Annotated in this window: 11 protein-coding genes; 5 read left to right on the plus strand and 6 right to left on the minus strand. The window is 57.1% G+C overall.

The genetic code is table 11. The features are described 5' to 3' along the window. Nucleotides 1-117 precede the first annotated feature (117 nt). Nucleotides 118-2,406 (minus strand): FdhF/YdeP family oxidoreductase, encoded by a 2,289-nt coding sequence (locus IEN85_RS22415; RefSeq protein ID WP_191619351.1) that lies wholly within the window; start codon nucleotides 2,404-2,406, stop codon nucleotides 118-120. A gap of 9 nt (nucleotides 2,407-2,415) precedes the next feature. Beyond that, nucleotides 2,416-3,285, minus strand: coding sequence for a formate dehydrogenase accessory sulfurtransferase FdhD (locus IEN85_RS22420; protein WP_191619352.1), 870 nt, complete (start codon nucleotides 3,283-3,285; stop codon nucleotides 2,416-2,418). 122 nt (nucleotides 3,286-3,407) lie between these two features. Between IEN85_RS22420 and IEN85_RS22425 the strand changes: the two genes are divergently transcribed. After that, a complete protein-coding gene (locus tag IEN85_RS22425; protein ID WP_191619353.1) occupies nucleotides 3,408-6,023 on the plus strand; it encodes a PQQ-dependent sugar dehydrogenase in 2,616 nt (871 codons plus the stop codon). A 64-nt stretch (nucleotides 6,024-6,087) separates the two neighbouring features. Here IEN85_RS22425 and IEN85_RS22430 read toward each other — a convergent pair whose 3' ends face one another. Next, nucleotides 6,088-6,984, minus strand: a complete 897-nt coding sequence (locus IEN85_RS22430) for a dienelactone hydrolase family protein (RefSeq protein WP_191619354.1) — start codon at nucleotides 6,982-6,984, stop codon at nucleotides 6,088-6,090. 167 nt (nucleotides 6,985-7,151) lie between these two features. On the opposite strand from IEN85_RS22430, the gene IEN85_RS22435 reads away from it, so the two are divergent. Together IEN85_RS22435 and IEN85_RS22440 are read left to right on the plus strand one after the other, a co-directional pair. Next, nucleotides 7,152-7,841 (plus strand): 3-keto-disaccharide hydrolase, encoded by a 690-nt coding sequence (locus tag IEN85_RS22435; protein WP_191619355.1) that lies wholly within the window; start codon nucleotides 7,152-7,154, stop codon nucleotides 7,839-7,841. A gap of 651 nt (nucleotides 7,842-8,492) precedes the next feature. Beyond that, on the plus strand, nucleotides 8,493-8,732 hold the full coding sequence (locus IEN85_RS22440; RefSeq protein ID WP_191619356.1) for a hypothetical protein: 240 nt from the start codon (nucleotides 8,493-8,495) through the stop codon (nucleotides 8,730-8,732). A 90-nt stretch (nucleotides 8,733-8,822) separates the two neighbouring features. Here IEN85_RS22440 and IEN85_RS22445 read toward each other — a convergent pair whose 3' ends face one another. Genes IEN85_RS22445 through IEN85_RS22455 form a run of 3 tightly spaced genes read right to left on the minus strand, consistent with a single transcriptional unit; the run spans nucleotide 8,823 to nucleotide 11,672 of the window. Continuing rightward, complete coding sequence (locus IEN85_RS22445; RefSeq protein WP_191619357.1) at nucleotides 8,823-9,425, minus strand: hypothetical protein; 603 nt, start codon at nucleotides 9,423-9,425, stop codon at nucleotides 8,823-8,825. A 25-nt stretch (nucleotides 9,426-9,450) separates the two neighbouring features. After that, the gene (gene aroB, locus IEN85_RS22450; protein WP_191619358.1) at nucleotides 9,451-10,542 is read right to left on the minus strand and encodes a 3-dehydroquinate synthase; all 1,092 of its coding nucleotides are present in this window, start codon (nucleotides 10,540-10,542) and stop codon (nucleotides 9,451-9,453) included. 26 nt (nucleotides 10,543-10,568) lie between these two features. Continuing rightward, nucleotides 10,569-11,672, minus strand: a complete 1,104-nt coding sequence (locus IEN85_RS22455; RefSeq protein ID WP_224772862.1) for a hypothetical protein — start codon at nucleotides 11,670-11,672, stop codon at nucleotides 10,569-10,571. A gap of 203 nt (nucleotides 11,673-11,875) precedes the next feature. Here IEN85_RS22455 and IEN85_RS22460 point away from each other — a divergent pair, with 203 nt between their 5' ends. Continuing rightward, nucleotides 11,876-13,393, plus strand: coding sequence for a tetratricopeptide repeat protein (locus IEN85_RS22460; protein ID WP_191619359.1), 1,518 nt, complete (start codon nucleotides 11,876-11,878; stop codon nucleotides 13,391-13,393). Between the two features lie 33 nt (nucleotides 13,394-13,426). Next, nucleotides 13,427-15,313 carry a DNA primase gene (dnaG, locus tag IEN85_RS22465; RefSeq protein WP_191619360.1) on the plus strand — a complete coding sequence of 629 codons (1,887 nt, stop codon included), beginning with the start codon at nucleotides 13,427-13,429 and terminating at the stop codon, nucleotides 15,311-15,313. The last annotated feature ends 1 nt before the right edge of the window (nucleotide 15,314 follow it).

Below are 15,314 nucleotides of genomic sequence, written 5' to 3' on the forward strand. Positions count from 1 at the left end.
ATTCCTCTCCGAACCAAAGACTCAGCCACCTGCAAACATCAGGGGGGCTCGCGAGCTTCCCTCGCGGGCCGATCTCGGGAAAGAACCTGACGCCTCCTTCCGAAGCCTTACCTCGGCTCAACGTTTCCTGATTTCAACCTGTACCGACTTCGAAGCTGGCGTCTCGCTTCCGGTCGCAATGTGGTCGATCGGCACCAAGGTGTTCGCTTCCGGAAAATACATCGCCACACAGCCTTCAGGTATGTCGTAGGGAACCAATCGATACATGCGAGAGACCCGCTGCTTCCCGTTGAAGAAAGAGACCACATCTACAATATCGTCGCCCGACAATTCTAAGCGCTTCATGTCCTCCGGATTCGCAAACACGATGCGGCGCTCCCCTTTTACTCCGCGATAACGATCGTTCAAGCCATAGACCGTAGTGTTGAACTGGTCATGGCTTCGAATCGTCATCAAAAGCAAGCGGCCTTTCTCAGCTCGCTCGATGTCGAGCGGGGCGACGGAGAAGTTCGCCTTTCCCGTATCCGTCTCGAAACGACGCTCCTTAACCGGATTCGGTAAATAGTAGCCACCTGGCTGCCTTGCCCGCAGGTTGTAGTTTTCAAAGCCCGGCACCACCCGCTCGATTGCCGAACGAATCGATGCGTAGTCCGACTCGAATTCGCTCCAGCCTATGGAAATGTTCCGATCAGCCAAAACCTTGCGAGCCAAGCCGCAGACGATCGCCACTTCGCTCTTGAGCTGCGGCGACGCGGGCGGGATTTGCCCTGAAGAGGAGTGCACGATTCCCATGGAATTTTCAACGCTCACCCACTGGGCCCCGCTTTTTTGCTCGTCCTTTTCGGAACGCCCCAAGCACGGCAAGATGAGAGCTTTCTTTCCCGTTATGAGGTGAGAACGATTGAGTTTCGTAGACACGTGAACCGTCAAGCTACAGTTTCGCAAGCTCTGGGCGGTGTATTCAGTATCTGGAGTCGCAGACAAAAAATTGCCACCTAAAGCGAAAAAGACGCACCCTGACGTCTGCTTCATGTAGCGAATCGCTTGCACAGCGTTTAAGCCAACTGCTCTCGGACACTCTATGCCAAACTCCTTATCGAGCGCCTTGTAGAACCACTCCGGCATGTGCTCGTAGATTCCCATGGTACGATCTCCCTGCACGTTGCTGTGCCCACGTACCGGGCACATACCGGCTCCTTTGATTCCGATCGCTCCTCGCAACAAATGGAGGTTGGTCAGGTCGCGGATGGTGGCGACCGCGTTCCGATGTTGCGTTAGCCCCATCGCCCAGCAAGAGATGATACGCTTTTTCGAAGCAAACGCTGCAGCGAGCTCGTTGATCACCGACCGCTCCAGCCCACAAGCGTCCAGCAAGCTTTCCCACGACTTCGCTTTAAGCGAATCGCGATAAGCGCCCAAACCAGCCGTGTATTCATTAACGAAATCGCAATCCAGCACGCTCCGTCCCGAGGCCTCCATTTCGAACAAACGCTTCCCTATCGCCTGAAACAAAGCCTGGTCTCCATTGGTACGAATCTTCACGAAAGTGTCCGCCAATGGCGTCTTTCCCCCTAGCACCTGAGTGACGCGCTGCGGATGACTGAAAGCAACGAGACCAGCCTCTCGTAACGGATTAATAGATACAATTCGAGCCCCCTTCTCTTTGGCCTGCTGCAAGGTCGACAACATGCGCGGATGATTGGTGCCCGGGTTTTGGCCGATGACCAAAATAAGTTCCGCCTCGCGCAAGTCTTCAAGCGTCACCGTTCCCTTGCCCACGCCAATTGACTGCTTCAAGGCGAGACCGCTGGATTCGTGGCACATATTGGAGCAGTCCGGCAAGTTGTTGGTACCAAAGGCCCGCACGAACAGCTGATACAAGAAAGCCGCTTCGTTGCTGGCCCGTCCAGAGGTGTAGAATACGGCGTCATTCGGGCTCGACAGCTTCTTCAGCTCGTCGGCAACTAACTCGAATGCCCCCTCCCACGAGATGGGCTCGTAGTGAGAGCGCCCCTCCCGCAAAACCATAGGCTCCGTCAAGCGACCTTGCTGATCGTGCCAATGATCACTCCGATCCGCGAGTTCCGATACCGAATGGCGGGCGAAGAACGCCGCGTCGATGCGACTTGCTGTCGTCTCGCTCGCCACCGCCTTTGCTCCGTTCTCGCAAAACTCGAAAGCGCTGCGATGCCCGTCCGGATCTGGCCAGGCGCAACTGGGACAATCGAATCCGCTTTTCTGGTTCAGCTTGGTCAAGGCAGCCTTGGCCCGAGCCACCCCAGCCTTTCCCACTGCGTGGCGCATGGCATGGTAAACGGCTCCCGCGCCTCCCGCTTTGTCAGCCGGCGCGGATACGTTCAATTTCTCGAATTGTTCAGGGGTATTTTCGTTCGGGGTCGCGGACATAGCTTGCGATTAAGATTGTTCCGTAAATTGGATACGCTGCGGACAGCTGTACACGTTGAAGCGTTCGCCACGTAAAAAGCCCACCAAAGTCACCTTGAACAAGTTAGCCAACTCCACCGCAAAGCTGGAAGGGGCTCCAATGCTGACCAGAAACGGGCAGCCCACAGCGAGCGCCTTTTGCATCAGGTCGTAGCCCAAGCGTCCACTGAAGAGGATTGCCTGCTCGCTCCAGGGAACGTCCGCCTCCTTGAGCCATTCGCCGACCAGTTTGTCCATGGCATTATGGCGACCGATATCCTCCGCTGATGCGATGATTTCGCCGTTCGCGCCAAAGCGCGCCGCCGCGTGCAAGCCGCCAGTCCGCAAAAAGTCCGACTGCCGCTGCAACAGCTTTCGGGGAAATCCCATCACTTCCGCTTCGGAAAAGCTCAGCCCCTCGCTTTCGCGAAATCGTTCTTCGCGAGGGATCCGCAACGACTCCAACGCGCTTTTTCCGCATGCGCCACAGGCGGAACTGATCGGAAAGGCTCGCCCATGGCGTTCCTGCTCAAGCGTCACATTTTCCGCAACCCTCACCATCACCCTCCAAGCCGGCATGGTCGCCCCCTTCTCTTGCGTGAAACGCATCGACAGGACGTCCTTTGGGGAGCTGATGATTCCTTCGTTGAAGAGCATGCCCAAGACAAGAGCCTCGTCTTCGCCCGGAGTACGGAACGCTACGCCTAAAGGCAGTGTCGTCTTGCTGTTACGAACCGCTATCTCTAACGGTTCCTCGACCGTAAGCCGATCTTCGTCGGGAAAAGCTCTGCCTTCCTCGAATCGCACTATTCGCGAACGTACCGTAGTCGTTCCCTTGTCTGAAATGTCGTTGATAGGCACAATGATTCGCGTTTCCCAGCTGCAGGGGGCAAATTGACTTATCCAGATTAAGCCACCGCATCTCGCAAACAAATTCCCCTTCTACCGTAAAAGCTGCCACCTAAACCGCCCAACTCCGCGCCATGCTCCCGCCAGCCTTCCGATCTATCGCTATCTTCGCCGGCGCCGTTTGCGTCGCCACGGCCAATGCCCAACGCGTCGCCAACGAAACCCTTAACCTACCGGCCGAATTCTCTACCGGCAGCTACGAACTGGAGGAGTTGCTCGCCGTCACCGCGATCCTCGCCATCGCCAGCCCCCAAGACGACAGCGGATACCTTTACCTCGCCGAGCGGGAAGGACGGGTAACCGTGGTCACCGATCTCGACAACGGCGTTACGGCAGCCACTCCGTTCCTCGACATCACTTCACGCGTCACCACCCATTCGGAAAACGGGCTGCTCGGGCTCGCATTCCATCCTCAGTACCAAAACAACGGCTACTGCTACGTTTTCTACACCACCAACGCGAGCGGACAAGCCACCAACCGCCTATCTCGCTTCACGCGTTCAGCCGAAAACCCGCTGAGGGCGGACAGCGAATCCGAAGTCATCCTCTTCGACCAACACGACCAAGCTGCTAACCACAACGGCGGCGCCCTGAACTTTGGCTTGGACGGATACCTCTATGTCGCCGTGGGCGACGAGGGAGGCGGTGGCGACAACTACCAAAACGGTCAACGCATCGACCGCGACCTTTTCGCGGGATTGCTGCGACTCGACGTCGACAAGAAGCCCGGCAGCGTGGAGCCGACCGAGCATCCTGCCATCCCACGGAACGAGGAAGGACAAGCCGCCTTCAGCATCCCGCACGACAATCCACTCGTGAGCCACTGGCAGGAAGCTGGGGCAGACCCGGCATCCGAGCTTCGACTTGAGTTCTTTGCCATCGGCCTACGCAACCCTTGGCATTTCGACATCGACCCGCTCACCGGCGAGATCTGGCTTTCGGACGTTGGCCAAAACTCCTACGAAGAAATCAATCTCATCGAAAAGGGAGGCAACTACGGCTGGCCAAATCGAGAGGGCGCCCACAACTACAGCCAAAACCGCACCGTACCGCCCGAGTTCGGTCCCTTGATCGATCCGGTATTTGAATACGGCCGAGATTTTGGAGCTTCCGTGTCGGGCGGCATCGTTTACCGCGGTTCCGACTTCCCTGAACTTTACGGCTCCTACCTTTTTTCCGACTTCTATCAAAACCACGTTTGGGCAACTCGCTGGGATGCGGAAGCAAACAGCTACCAAACGTCGCGAATCGCGTCCTTCGCCAGCGTCTCCGCCTACGGCCGCGACCCGCGAAACGGTGAATTACTCGCCGGCAACATCTGGGGAGGGCTCGGCAAGATGATACGGAGCGAGGGATCCAATCCACCGGCCTTCCCCCCTACTCTCAGCGAAACAGGGGCATTCAGCGACCTGAGCGCGCTGCAGCCCGAAGACGGCATCTATCCCTATTCCCCCAAGCTCCCTTTTTGGTCAGACCACGCCCGAAAGACCCGCTGGGTCTCCATCCCCGGAGAAACCCAGGTCGGATTCGCCACCGACGCGAACTGGGAGTTCCCCACAGGCTCGGTTTGGATCAAACACTTCGACCTGGAAACCGAGCGCGGCAACCCTGCCAGCCGCAAACGCATCGAAACGCGCTTTCTGGTGAAAACCGATTCCGGAGCCTACGGCCTCAGCTACCAGTGGAACCAAGCTGAAACGGAAGCCTACCTTGTCCCCGCAGAGGGATCGAGTATCGACATTTCCATTACAACGGGCGATCAAACGAGCGCTCAAACATGGAATATTCCATCCCGCCAACAATGCCTTGGCTGCCACACTCCCGCCGCTGGCTACGCTCTAAGCTTTAACACCCGCCAGCTCAATACCCTCGGTCAGCACGACGAGCAAGCAGAGAACACCTTATCCTACTTTTCGCGTCTTGGCGTTTTGGATACCGAAATCACGGCACCAGCAGAGCTGCCGCGACACTTTCACCCCGCGGACGCAAACGCTTCCCTCGAGCAAAAAGCTCGCTCCTATTTAGCCGTCAATTGCGTATCCTGCCACCAACCTGGCGGAGGTACGCCTGCGTCCTGGGACGCTCGCCCTCACCTCTCACTTGAAGCAACTGGCCTGCTCGACGGCATCCCCAACGACAACGGGGGCGATTCCAGCAAGCGAATCATCGCCCCCGGTTCTCCCGAAAGGTCCCTCTTGATCGATCGCATGGCCGCGGGCAGCGGCTTTAAACGCATGCCGCCATTCGGCAGCTCCCTCACCGACGAAGCAGGCGTGAGCCTACTGAGCCAATGGATTGTCGAACTGGGAGCCGATAGTCTCTTCCGCGAGTGGCAGACGCTCCATTTCGCAAGTCCCACCGACCCGAGGGCCGCTCCGCAAGCCGATCCCGATTTGGACGGCAACAGCAACCGCTTGGAATTCCTGACCAACACCCTGCCATTGGACCCCAACAGCAGATGGATTCCTCAGTTCACCCGCGAGCAGGACTCGCTGACCATTCGCTTTCCCATGGTTCCGGAACGCAGTTTCGTTATCCAACGCAGCGCCGACCTAAGCAACTGGACCGAATGGGACGTTACCGGAAATCCACCTCAGCCCGATTCCGAGCAAGGTGGCGAAGCCCTCATCCAAGGCGATCTCGACCTTCAGGACGGCAAGTCATTTTTCCGCGTCACCGTGGACGACTAGAGGTCTCACTCGCCGATGTCCCGGTCAACGGGTAGCCACCGCCGTCCCTGCGTCCGCCTACCAATCAAGCGCGCTCCAAATGCTTGGCAAAAAATGCGAGCGTGCGTTCCCATGCCAAGGCGGCGGCTTCCTCATCGAAACGCGGAGTCGTATCGTTGTGGAAACCATGATTTGCCCCTTCATAAAAGTAGGCTTCGTAGTCCACCCCGTTGGCCTGGAGCGCCGCTTCATAAGCCGGCCAGCCCGCATTGACTCGCTCGTCCAATCCCCCGTAATGCAGCTGGATGGCTGCCTTGATGCGAGCCGTCTCCTCCGCCGTAGGCTGGCCGCCATAATAAGGTACGGCCGCTTTGATCAAATCCGGCAAATGCACAGCGAGCCGATTCGACATCCAGCCGCCAAAACAAAAGCCAACTACCCCAATGTTTCCGTTGCAGCTGTGATGCCCCGCTAGATGGCGCGCTCCCGCTATGAAATCCTTGACGATAAGGCCGCGATCGAGCTTACGCTGCATGACGCGGCCTTCGTCATCCGTTCCTGGATATCCGCCCAGCGGCCAGAGCGCGTCTGGCCCGAACGCCACGTACCCCGCCTTCGCCAAACGCCGTACCACATCCTCCACGTACGGATTTAAGCCGCGGTTCTCATGCACCACTAAAACGCCGGGCAGCTTGCCTTTCGCCGCTTTGGGCCGCACCAAATAGCCACGCATTTCACCGTTCCCCTCGGGCGAGGAATAGGTCTCGTATCCAGCCTCCAAGGACTCGTCCGCCGGATCGACCTGTTGGGCCCAAGCGTAATTCGGGCTCAAGCTGTCCAGTATTCCAGCTACCGTCAGACCTCCGATCGCGTACTTGCTGGCTTCCTTGACGAAAAAGCGGCGATCGACCAGCCCGTGTACGTATTGGTCGAAAAGATCGAGGAGGCCTTGGTCGAAGTCGGACGCTTTTTTACGTTTCATGGAGCAAAGGAGTCAAGGGTTGCGGGTACGGCACAAGCTAGACGAACCGAGGCCGAAAGACAATGCGCAACGAATTTCAATTTGGACGGTCGATCATTGCAAAGCGCTAAGAGCCCTTGCCAGCGATGGGCAAGCCGCTACGCTTCTAGACAGCCCCCACTATTGCTATGAAAATACGAAGCCTACCTCTCGCCGCAGCCGCTATCGCCCTCTCCAGCATCGCCAACGCCGACGACGGCTGGACTTACCTTTTCCAAGATACCGATCTCAATGAGTTCTATTTCGATTTCGTAGAGGAAACCGAACCCGAGGACGTCTTCGAAATAAAATCCGACGGAACGCTCTCTATCAAGGGGGAAGGTAAGCCGGAAGGTTACATTCAAACCTTGGACGAGTACGAAAACTACGAAATCAAGTTCGAATACCGTTGGCCTGCTAAGCCAGGGAAAAGCGGTATCCAAATTCACAGTACGTCCGACACCGCTCACGGCGTGTGGCCCGAGAGCATTGAAATACAGCTGGAGCCGGAGCGATCCGGCGACTTCTGGGTACTGAATACGACAATCGACGTCGAAGAAGAGCAAATGCCAAGCAAGTCCGCCGAACGCAACCGACGCATTCGCCTCACCCCCAAGCCCGAACCGCGAGACTACGGAAAGCCTAAGAAAAAGCTCGAGAAAGAGCCCGACCAATGGAACGCCATGCACATCGTTGCGGAAGGAGACACGATCAAAGTCTACCTCAACGAAAAGTTGGTAAACGTGGCCAAGAACGCATCCGTGAGCTCCGGATTCATCACCATCCAAGCCGAGGAGTCCGACCTCGATATTCGCAACTTCCGCATCCGGGAGCTCTAGACTTGATCACCTTGGGTGGGACGGCCGCTCCGCGGGCGTCAAGGTCTACCCAATTGATTGAATCGAGAGGCTGTGGGAGGAGAACCGCCTTAAAAAAGAAAACGGGCGGCTGCACCGCCCGTTTGACGCTTTCATCCCCTGGATGCTCGTATTTGGCAGAGCCAGGCACCGCGCCTTCTTAACTTTTCAGTGAGATCAGTTAACGCCATCGCGGCGATGGAGTCAACGCACACCGGCGTGCGAAAAAGAGGTATTAGAAAAAGCTCTCCATGCATGCGAGTCGCTAATTTCCTGGGCGTTTTCATCCCTCAGGTCGCGAACTCTAGAAACAAGAAGACCGGGGCGGTCCCACATCCGCCCCGGCCAAGCAACGACTCAGTTTTGGAACTAAAATCAGTCTAAAATTTCTTTATGCTGCTTTCGTTTCCTGTCCGCTCGTTTTCTTGAGCGTGCCCAAAGATTACCAAAAACCGTGAATTTGCACAATCCGTGAAGGATACCGTTTTGCGCGTGTCTTTCCGCAAAACCGCTGAGCGCTGCCCGCAAATCGGCCCGAGAGCGTCCTCGATCCGCGGATTCTGCCGATTTTCCCGCTTTGAGGCAGAAAATGAATGGACACACCGCTTTCTCCAGCTACCAATTCTCCCCGTTATGTCCAAAGTGCTTAAAATAACGCCTAAAACTATCGCCTTCGACATCCTTCTCGTCGCCATTGTCTGGGTGCTCTTCACCCTCTGGTTCAAACCGCATGTTCCGAGCGAAGACGAAACCATCGTCACTCTGGTGGCCGCTTTCACCGCGCTTCCCGGGGCCGGCACGTTCTACTTCTGCCTGCAGATGTTCAAAGTCACCCTCGCGCACCAGCGCAAGCTCAAGGCCGAGAAGAACTAACTTCTATCCGATCCTATAAGATTTTCTTAAGACCGGCGCCCTTCGCGGAGCCGGTTTTTTCGTGCCCCGCTCCGCTTGGACAAGGCTGCTTTAACCCAACAAGTCCATCTGCGAGTCTTTCACCAAGTCGAAGTTTTTCAGAATACGAAGCGTCTGCAGCAGGTCCGACTTTTCGTAGACTTGCTTGGTGTCGACTCGATCGATCAGGTCCAAGGCCATTGACTTGAAGGAAACGATCCCGTGCACGCCCTTCTCCTGCAGCAACTCGATGCACTGGGAGCGGTGCGGTTCCTGAGTGGGAAAAACCGGGGCCACCAAAACGTGCATGGGCGGTACTCGCGTTCCAAAGGTAACTGCCGGATCGTAAGCGAACCACTTGTCGACCTTCTTGAAAACGTAGGTTTCCAGGTACTTCACGATTTCCGCCCCGCTGCTCATGCTCGCGAGGGAAGCCTTGTCGCCAAACCAACCTCGCACACAGACAATCGCACTTTCTAGGTAGCGCAGCTCGCTGGAGAACAGCAGGAAGTTCGGATCACGGCTGCCTTCGCGAAAAACCATGTTGCGAACGTACAGGTCCAGCCCCTCCTCATAGCCTTTCTTGGTATGCGACCTGGATTTGCGCAGCGGCCGCACCAGAAAACCATTCTGTTCGAAGTATTCACTGACGATGGCTTCTTCGACGCAGGACATGGCTTTCAAGCTTTGCTTAACGAACTCAAGAGGCTCCGCACTGACGCCAAATCTCTTCAATCAGGGCCATGTCGGCAGACTCGATTGTCGCAGCTTGGCCAATACGCTTCATAATTACAAAGCGAATTACTCCCGCCTTCACCTTCTTGTCCAAGCGCATCGCGGCCATGAGCCTTGCGATAGGCAAAGCCTCCCTCAACTCGGTGGGCAAGTTGTGCTCTGAAACCACTTTTCGGATACGCGCAACGTCATCCGCGGCGATAAACCCTAGGCTCTCGCTCAAGAGGGCTGCCGCAACGAGGCCGACCCCGATCGCTTCGCCGTGCAGGTACTCGCCATATCCCGCCACGTTTTCGATAGCATGACCAAAGGTGTGACCGAGATTCAAAAGGGCTCGTCCTCCGCTGGCCGCCGTCTCCTTCTCGTCAGCGTTAACGACTGATGCCTTGATCTTGCAATTCCACTCGACCACCGACTCCAGGCGTTCGTCTTCCGGCCCTACAATCGGATTCGCTTCCAACAGATCGAGGAGGGCTGCGTCCTGCAGCATCCCGTGCTTGATCACCTCCGCCATTCCAGAGGCAAACTCGCGCGGCGGCATGGTCTTGAGCATCTCGATATCTGAATACACCGCGATAGGCTGATGGAACGCCCCTACGAGATTCTTGCCGGCGGAAATGTTGATCCCGGTTTTTCCTCCCACCGAACTGTCAACCATGGCCAACAGCGTGGTCGGCACTTGGATAAAACGCACCCCTCTCAAGTAGGACGCGGCCGCGTATCCAGCGAGATCTCCCACGACTCCACCGCCAACCGCTAAAACCACGCCGCCTCGATCCAGCTTGCTGGCAGCTAAAAAATCGAGCACCTCCCCGAATTGCGATACGCTCTTGCTCGTCTCGCCCGCAGGCACGGTCAGCACCGGAACACGATCGCCCAAAGAATCAAACCACGCAGCTTGCGCCATGCGCACATTGCTGTCGGTGACCGCGGCGATGCGAGCGCCCTTGGCCATCAGTTCCTCAATTTCCCCGAGCAACTTCGAGCCAAGGGAACGACCGACGTGAATCGGATAGCTGGATAGGGAAGTTTCTACGATTACCTGTTTTGTGGACACGGCGTATTCAAAAATCTGATCGGTGGCTAGTTCGCCCGAATCAGGTCCATCAACGCTATGTCTCTATCGCCCAATCCGAGCTGCTCGGAAAATTCGAGGATCTTCATCTCTTCCGGCAAGGGGGCAAACCCATTTTTCGAACGATGGTTGTTGATGCGTTGCGCCATCAGCGAATCAAGCATCACTGGATTGTCGCTCAGCAATACGTACGGCTCGGATACGGTGTAGAGAGAATTGAAGATCGGTCCTCCGATGTACTGGTAGCGCTCGAGGCTCACGATATTGAGCTGCCAAGTCTCGCGCAGCTCTGGGATGGCGCCCATCTCAGCCACCGCGACCGGAGCGTTCGCCGGACTGTTGAGGAAGCGCGTCGTGTTGCTGGCGTTCCACAAGGTCGCGTTCATGAGAGCGCCATTGACGCCCAGAACCGGATGGTCCGAGTAGCAAGGCAAGTTAATCCAAAAGTCGACCTCGTGAAGCAATGGCACCGGCAAGTAGCTCTTGCGAGCCAGCTCGTCCTCGTCCTTAGCCGGAAACGGGTTTTCTTGGGCCACGTTGATCCAGTACTTGGCCGACTTCGCTGGCAGAGGACTGTCGTAGAACCACTTTTCATGGTAGTATTGGCCCGAGTCGAGCGAGCGCACGAAGACCTGATGGAAATCGTAGGCCCGCTTGCTCAGCGGCGGCAAGAAACCGGAGTCGCGCAGCTTGATGGCGCTCATGCCGATAATGAAGATCTCGTTGCGGGCGAAACCGCGTTTTTCGAGCGCCCGCACCACCGCTTCGACCAGAGGTTCCGGCGTGCTCAAGCCTGGCCCCGAATCGCTGTAGACCTTAAGCCCCACTCGTCCCTTCGCCCCCTTTTCCAGCTTCTTGTCATTCGCTTGCTCGAAAAGGTTGATCATGTCCTCCACCGCTACGGTGTAGTGAGCCAGGTCGAATTCCTTCAATTCGTACTCGAAAATTCGATTCGAGGGCGGGGGCGGCACGTCCGCAAACAAGTCGAGTTGATCTTGTCCGCGCAGGGATTCCACAGTGCCGACCAACAAGACGACGAGGCCAAAAAGCGACTCGAATCGAAGGTACCGGCGGAGCTTGATTGAAAAGAAAATGGGGAAGGTCTTAGTCACTTGAGGCAAATCACTTTAGGTGAAACGGAGGGAGACTGCGATTGATTCCGAACAGGATCAATTCGGAACTCGCAGAACCCTGACACCACGGGCAAATAAAAGTTGTCAAAAATCGGCCCGCCTCACTACAACCTTCGTTGATCCTTACGGTAATCACTTAATGCTGCCGTAGACCTGACCGCTTTTCATCTTCAATGTCCACCATGCAAAAGTCGCTCCAGCGAGCGCTGACACTTCTATCAATCGCAGTATTCGCTGCGGTCATCAGCGGCTGCGCCAGTCGCGAGGAAAAGATCCAATCGGTCCAGGCGAAAGCCAACGAAGCCCTCTTTGCAGACCGGTCTGACCTCGCCATCGAAATCCTCGCCGACGGACTCGACACCTTTCCCGACTCCAACGAACTGCGCATCGCCCTTGCCCGGGCCTTGCAAAACTCTGGCAACCTGGAAGAAGCCGCCGCCTTGTTGGAAGAAGCCGTCAAGCTCGACCCCGACGCGGACCAACTCTGGGTCAAGATCGGCGAAATCCGAGCCACGCTCGGCCAAAGCCAAGCCGCCATCACCGCCTTCGAAGCCTACCTGAAAAACCACGCCGGCGACTTCCTCGCCTGGAAAACCGTCGCTCTGGAAAACGAAAAGCTCGGCAAACTGACCGACGCGATCAAAGCGGCCAGCAAGTGGAACGAGATCACCCCCTCGTCCCAACCCGCTCTCAAGCTCGGCCAACTGTACCTCGCCAGCCGCAATACGGCCCAAGCGCGCTCCTGGTTCAGCCAAGCTGCCGCCTACGCGGACGACGGCGCCTCCAAAGACGCCCTCGCGGAGCTCATCAAACTGGAAACGTCCCTCAAGCAATTCCAACAAGCCACCGTGTGGCTCACGAAGTACGGGCAGCGCTACGGTTCCGACTTCAGCGACCCGCGTATCCAAGAATCAAAGACAGTTCTCGATAGTTGGGACCGGGCTCGCCGCGAGATTGCAGCGGCAGCTGCCGAGCTGGAAAAAGAACGCGAGGAACTGGAAGCCCAACGCCTCGCCGAAGAAGAAGCCGAGGCGAAGCGCCAAGCCGAGGCCCTCGCCAGCAATGTCGCAAGCAAGAAACCCGCCGCGCAGGTCGAGCAAACGGCCCCGCAGGAGGACTCTGCCGCTGCAAGCGCCACTGTCGAACGCGCTCCCCTCGCTCTCTTCGACGAAGAAGAGCCCGCTCTTGGCGCGACGACGGACGCGCCTCGCGACGAAGCATCCGAAGCCGAAGGCAGCCTCGAGCTCTCTCCCTACGAAGAGGGAATCGCCGCCTACGAAGCAGGCAACTACGACGAGGCCATCGCCCTTTTCTGGGAACTGTTGGGCAACAACGACAACGATCCGCAAGTATGGTATCGATTGTCGCAGGCCTACTACGCACAGGGAAATTGGTATGATGCAGAGAACACCATACTGCAGGCTCGCAGCCGCGCCCCCCGCTCCGAGGTCATCGCCCATCAATACCTGCTAACCATCGCCAACACGCAGAACACCACTCGCGTCCTGGAGGAGATCAAAGCCCTGCGCCTGCTGTTTCCCCAGAGCCCCGCCATCGCCCTGACCCTAGCGAATACCCTGCGCAAAGCGAACGCGCCCCGCTCGATCATTGCGGCGGCCTACCGCGATTTCATGGCGATCGCCCAGCGAGGGACGCCCGGTTACGAAGAAGCGAAACAGTACTTGCAAAACGGCAATTGATACGGATTCTGCGCGCTACTTCGTCGGGCCCTCATGCCAGCAATCAAACCCAGCAGCATTCGCGATCTCAAAGACCGTATCAACATATACGACGTCGTTTCGCGCGAGGTGACCTTGAAAAAGGCCGGCGCCGACTACAAAGGCCTGAGCCCCTTCAACAACGAGAAGACCCCTTCTTTCTACGTTTCCCCGGATAAGGGCTTCTACAAATGCTTCAGCTCCGGCAATTCTGGCGACGCCATCTCGTTCGTCATGGAAACCGAGCGGCTGACCTTTACCGAAGCTGTCGAAACCTTAGCCAAGCGCTTCAACTTCGAGCTGGAATACGAGCAGGGAAACAGCCGCGCCCGCGAAGAACGCAGCCTGCGCCAAGAGCTCTTCGAACTGCACGAACTCGCCGCCGACTTTTTCCGCGAACAGTTTCTAGCAACCGACAAAGCTGGCGAATGGATTCGCAAGTACTGGACAGATGGCCGCAAGTTCTCCCTGGAAACAGCGGAGGAATTCAAAATCGGCTTTGCCCCCATCAATGGCGTCAAGCTTGGCGAACTCGCGGTGAAAAAGGGATTCTCCAAGGAAGCCATGGAAGCCTGCGGCCTCTTCTACGCTAAGCGTGGCATAGACCCGCACCGCATGGGCTACCGTTTTCGCGGTCGCCTGATGATCCCTATTCGCGACCACCAAGGCCGCGTCACCGCCTTCACCGCTCGCCAGCTGGAAATCACGCCCAAGGACGACCCCAGCCACGAGGCTAAGTACATCAACTCCCCGGAAACCCCTATTTTCCACAAGGGAAACCTGCTCTTCAACCTCGATCGCGCCCGCATGGAGGTGAAGCCGGAAACTCCCTTCGTCATGGTGGAGGGGCAGCTCGACGCCATCCGCTGCTGGTCCGTCGGCATCACTACCGCCGTGGCTCCGCAGGGAACCGGGATCACCGAATCGCAGCTTCGCCTGCTCAAGCGCTACGAATCTCGCCTCATCGTTTTGCTCGACGGCGATTCCGCAGGCCAAAAGGCCGCCCTGCGTATGCTTCCCCTCGCCCTCGCCCAAGGAGTCGAAGCCGCCTTCATCCCCCTCACCGACAAGGAAGATCCGGACGACATATTTCTGGAGGGCGGGCACGAAGCGCTCGACACCCTGCTCCAGCGCGAGTTGGAACCCATCCAATTCGCTTGCAAGGCCCACATGCCCCCCGGCGAACGCCTCACCCCGCAAGGCAAGGCCAAAGCCATTCGCGAAGTCTTCTCTATAATACAGAGGGCGGATTCCCAAGCGACCCAGATCGAGTTCGTGAAACAAGCCGCAGCAGCCTTCGAGCTCGACGAGGACGCCACCATAAACGATTTCCAAAGATTTGCCGGCCAACAAACGCCTCAGGCCAGCCCTCCTCCTGCTCCCGCTCCCACGCCCATCCCCGCTCCCGTCCAACAAATCCCGGTCCAAGGCGAACCAAAGCGTCGCAGAGCTGTCTCTTCCGTGGAGCAAGACTTGCTAGCCCTTTGCATGCTTGAGCCTGAGATCGGCAGCCAAGTCGCCCACGTAGTTGACCCCGAGTGGATTGATCGCACATTACCGGAAGGGAAACTACTCGATTTCGTGCTGAACGAATTCCTCAACGACATGTGGGATGGCCCTAATTCCCTTAACGAACACTTGGAAAGCGCCGATCAGAAGACCCTCGCCTCCTCCATCTACTTCGAAGCCAAACCGCAAGAAAACCCAGAGCGATTCGCAAACGCAGCCCTCAAGCAACTGGCCACCAAGTTCGTAGAAAGAAAGAGCAAGGAAATAAGACTTGAAATCGGAAGAAAAGAGGCAACCAATGACCACCCCGCCGCGAGTGCCCTCCTCGGAGAACTATTTGCATTAAACCAACTGAAGCATAAACCGCCTCAGATTGGTTCTTTATTTTCATAAG

The sequence above is a fragment of the Pelagicoccus enzymogenes genome, assembly GCF_014803405.1.
Taxonomy (GTDB): domain Bacteria; phylum Verrucomicrobiota; class Verrucomicrobiia; order Opitutales; family Opitutaceae; genus Pelagicoccus; species Pelagicoccus enzymogenes.

What these genes read in the sequence shown, in the direction of transcription:
- IEN85_RS22415 (WP_191619351.1), bottom strand. Translation starts at nt 2,406, where the DNA reads ATGTCCGCGACCCCGAACGAAAATACCCCTGAACAATTCGAGAAATTG.
- IEN85_RS22425 (WP_191619353.1), top strand. Translation starts at nt 3,408, where the DNA reads ATGCTCCCGCCAGCCTTCCGATCTATCGCTATCTTCGCCGGCGCCGTT.
- IEN85_RS22430 (WP_191619354.1), bottom strand. Translation starts at nt 6,984, where the DNA reads ATGAAACGTAAAAAAGCGTCCGACTTCGACCAAGGCCTCCTCGATCTT.
- IEN85_RS22435 (WP_191619355.1), top strand. Translation starts at nt 7,152, where the DNA reads ATGAAAATACGAAGCCTACCTCTCGCCGCAGCCGCTATCGCCCTCTCC.
- IEN85_RS22440 (WP_191619356.1), top strand. Translation starts at nt 8,493, where the DNA reads ATGTCCAAAGTGCTTAAAATAACGCCTAAAACTATCGCCTTCGACATC.
- IEN85_RS22445 (WP_191619357.1), bottom strand. Translation starts at nt 9,425, where the DNA reads ATGTCCTGCGTCGAAGAAGCCATCGTCAGTGAATACTTCGAACAGAAT.
- IEN85_RS22460 (WP_191619359.1), top strand. Translation starts at nt 11,876, where the DNA reads ATGCAAAAGTCGCTCCAGCGAGCGCTGACACTTCTATCAATCGCAGTA.
- dnaG (WP_191619360.1), top strand. Translation starts at nt 13,427, where the DNA reads ATGCCAGCAATCAAACCCAGCAGCATTCGCGATCTCAAAGACCGTATC.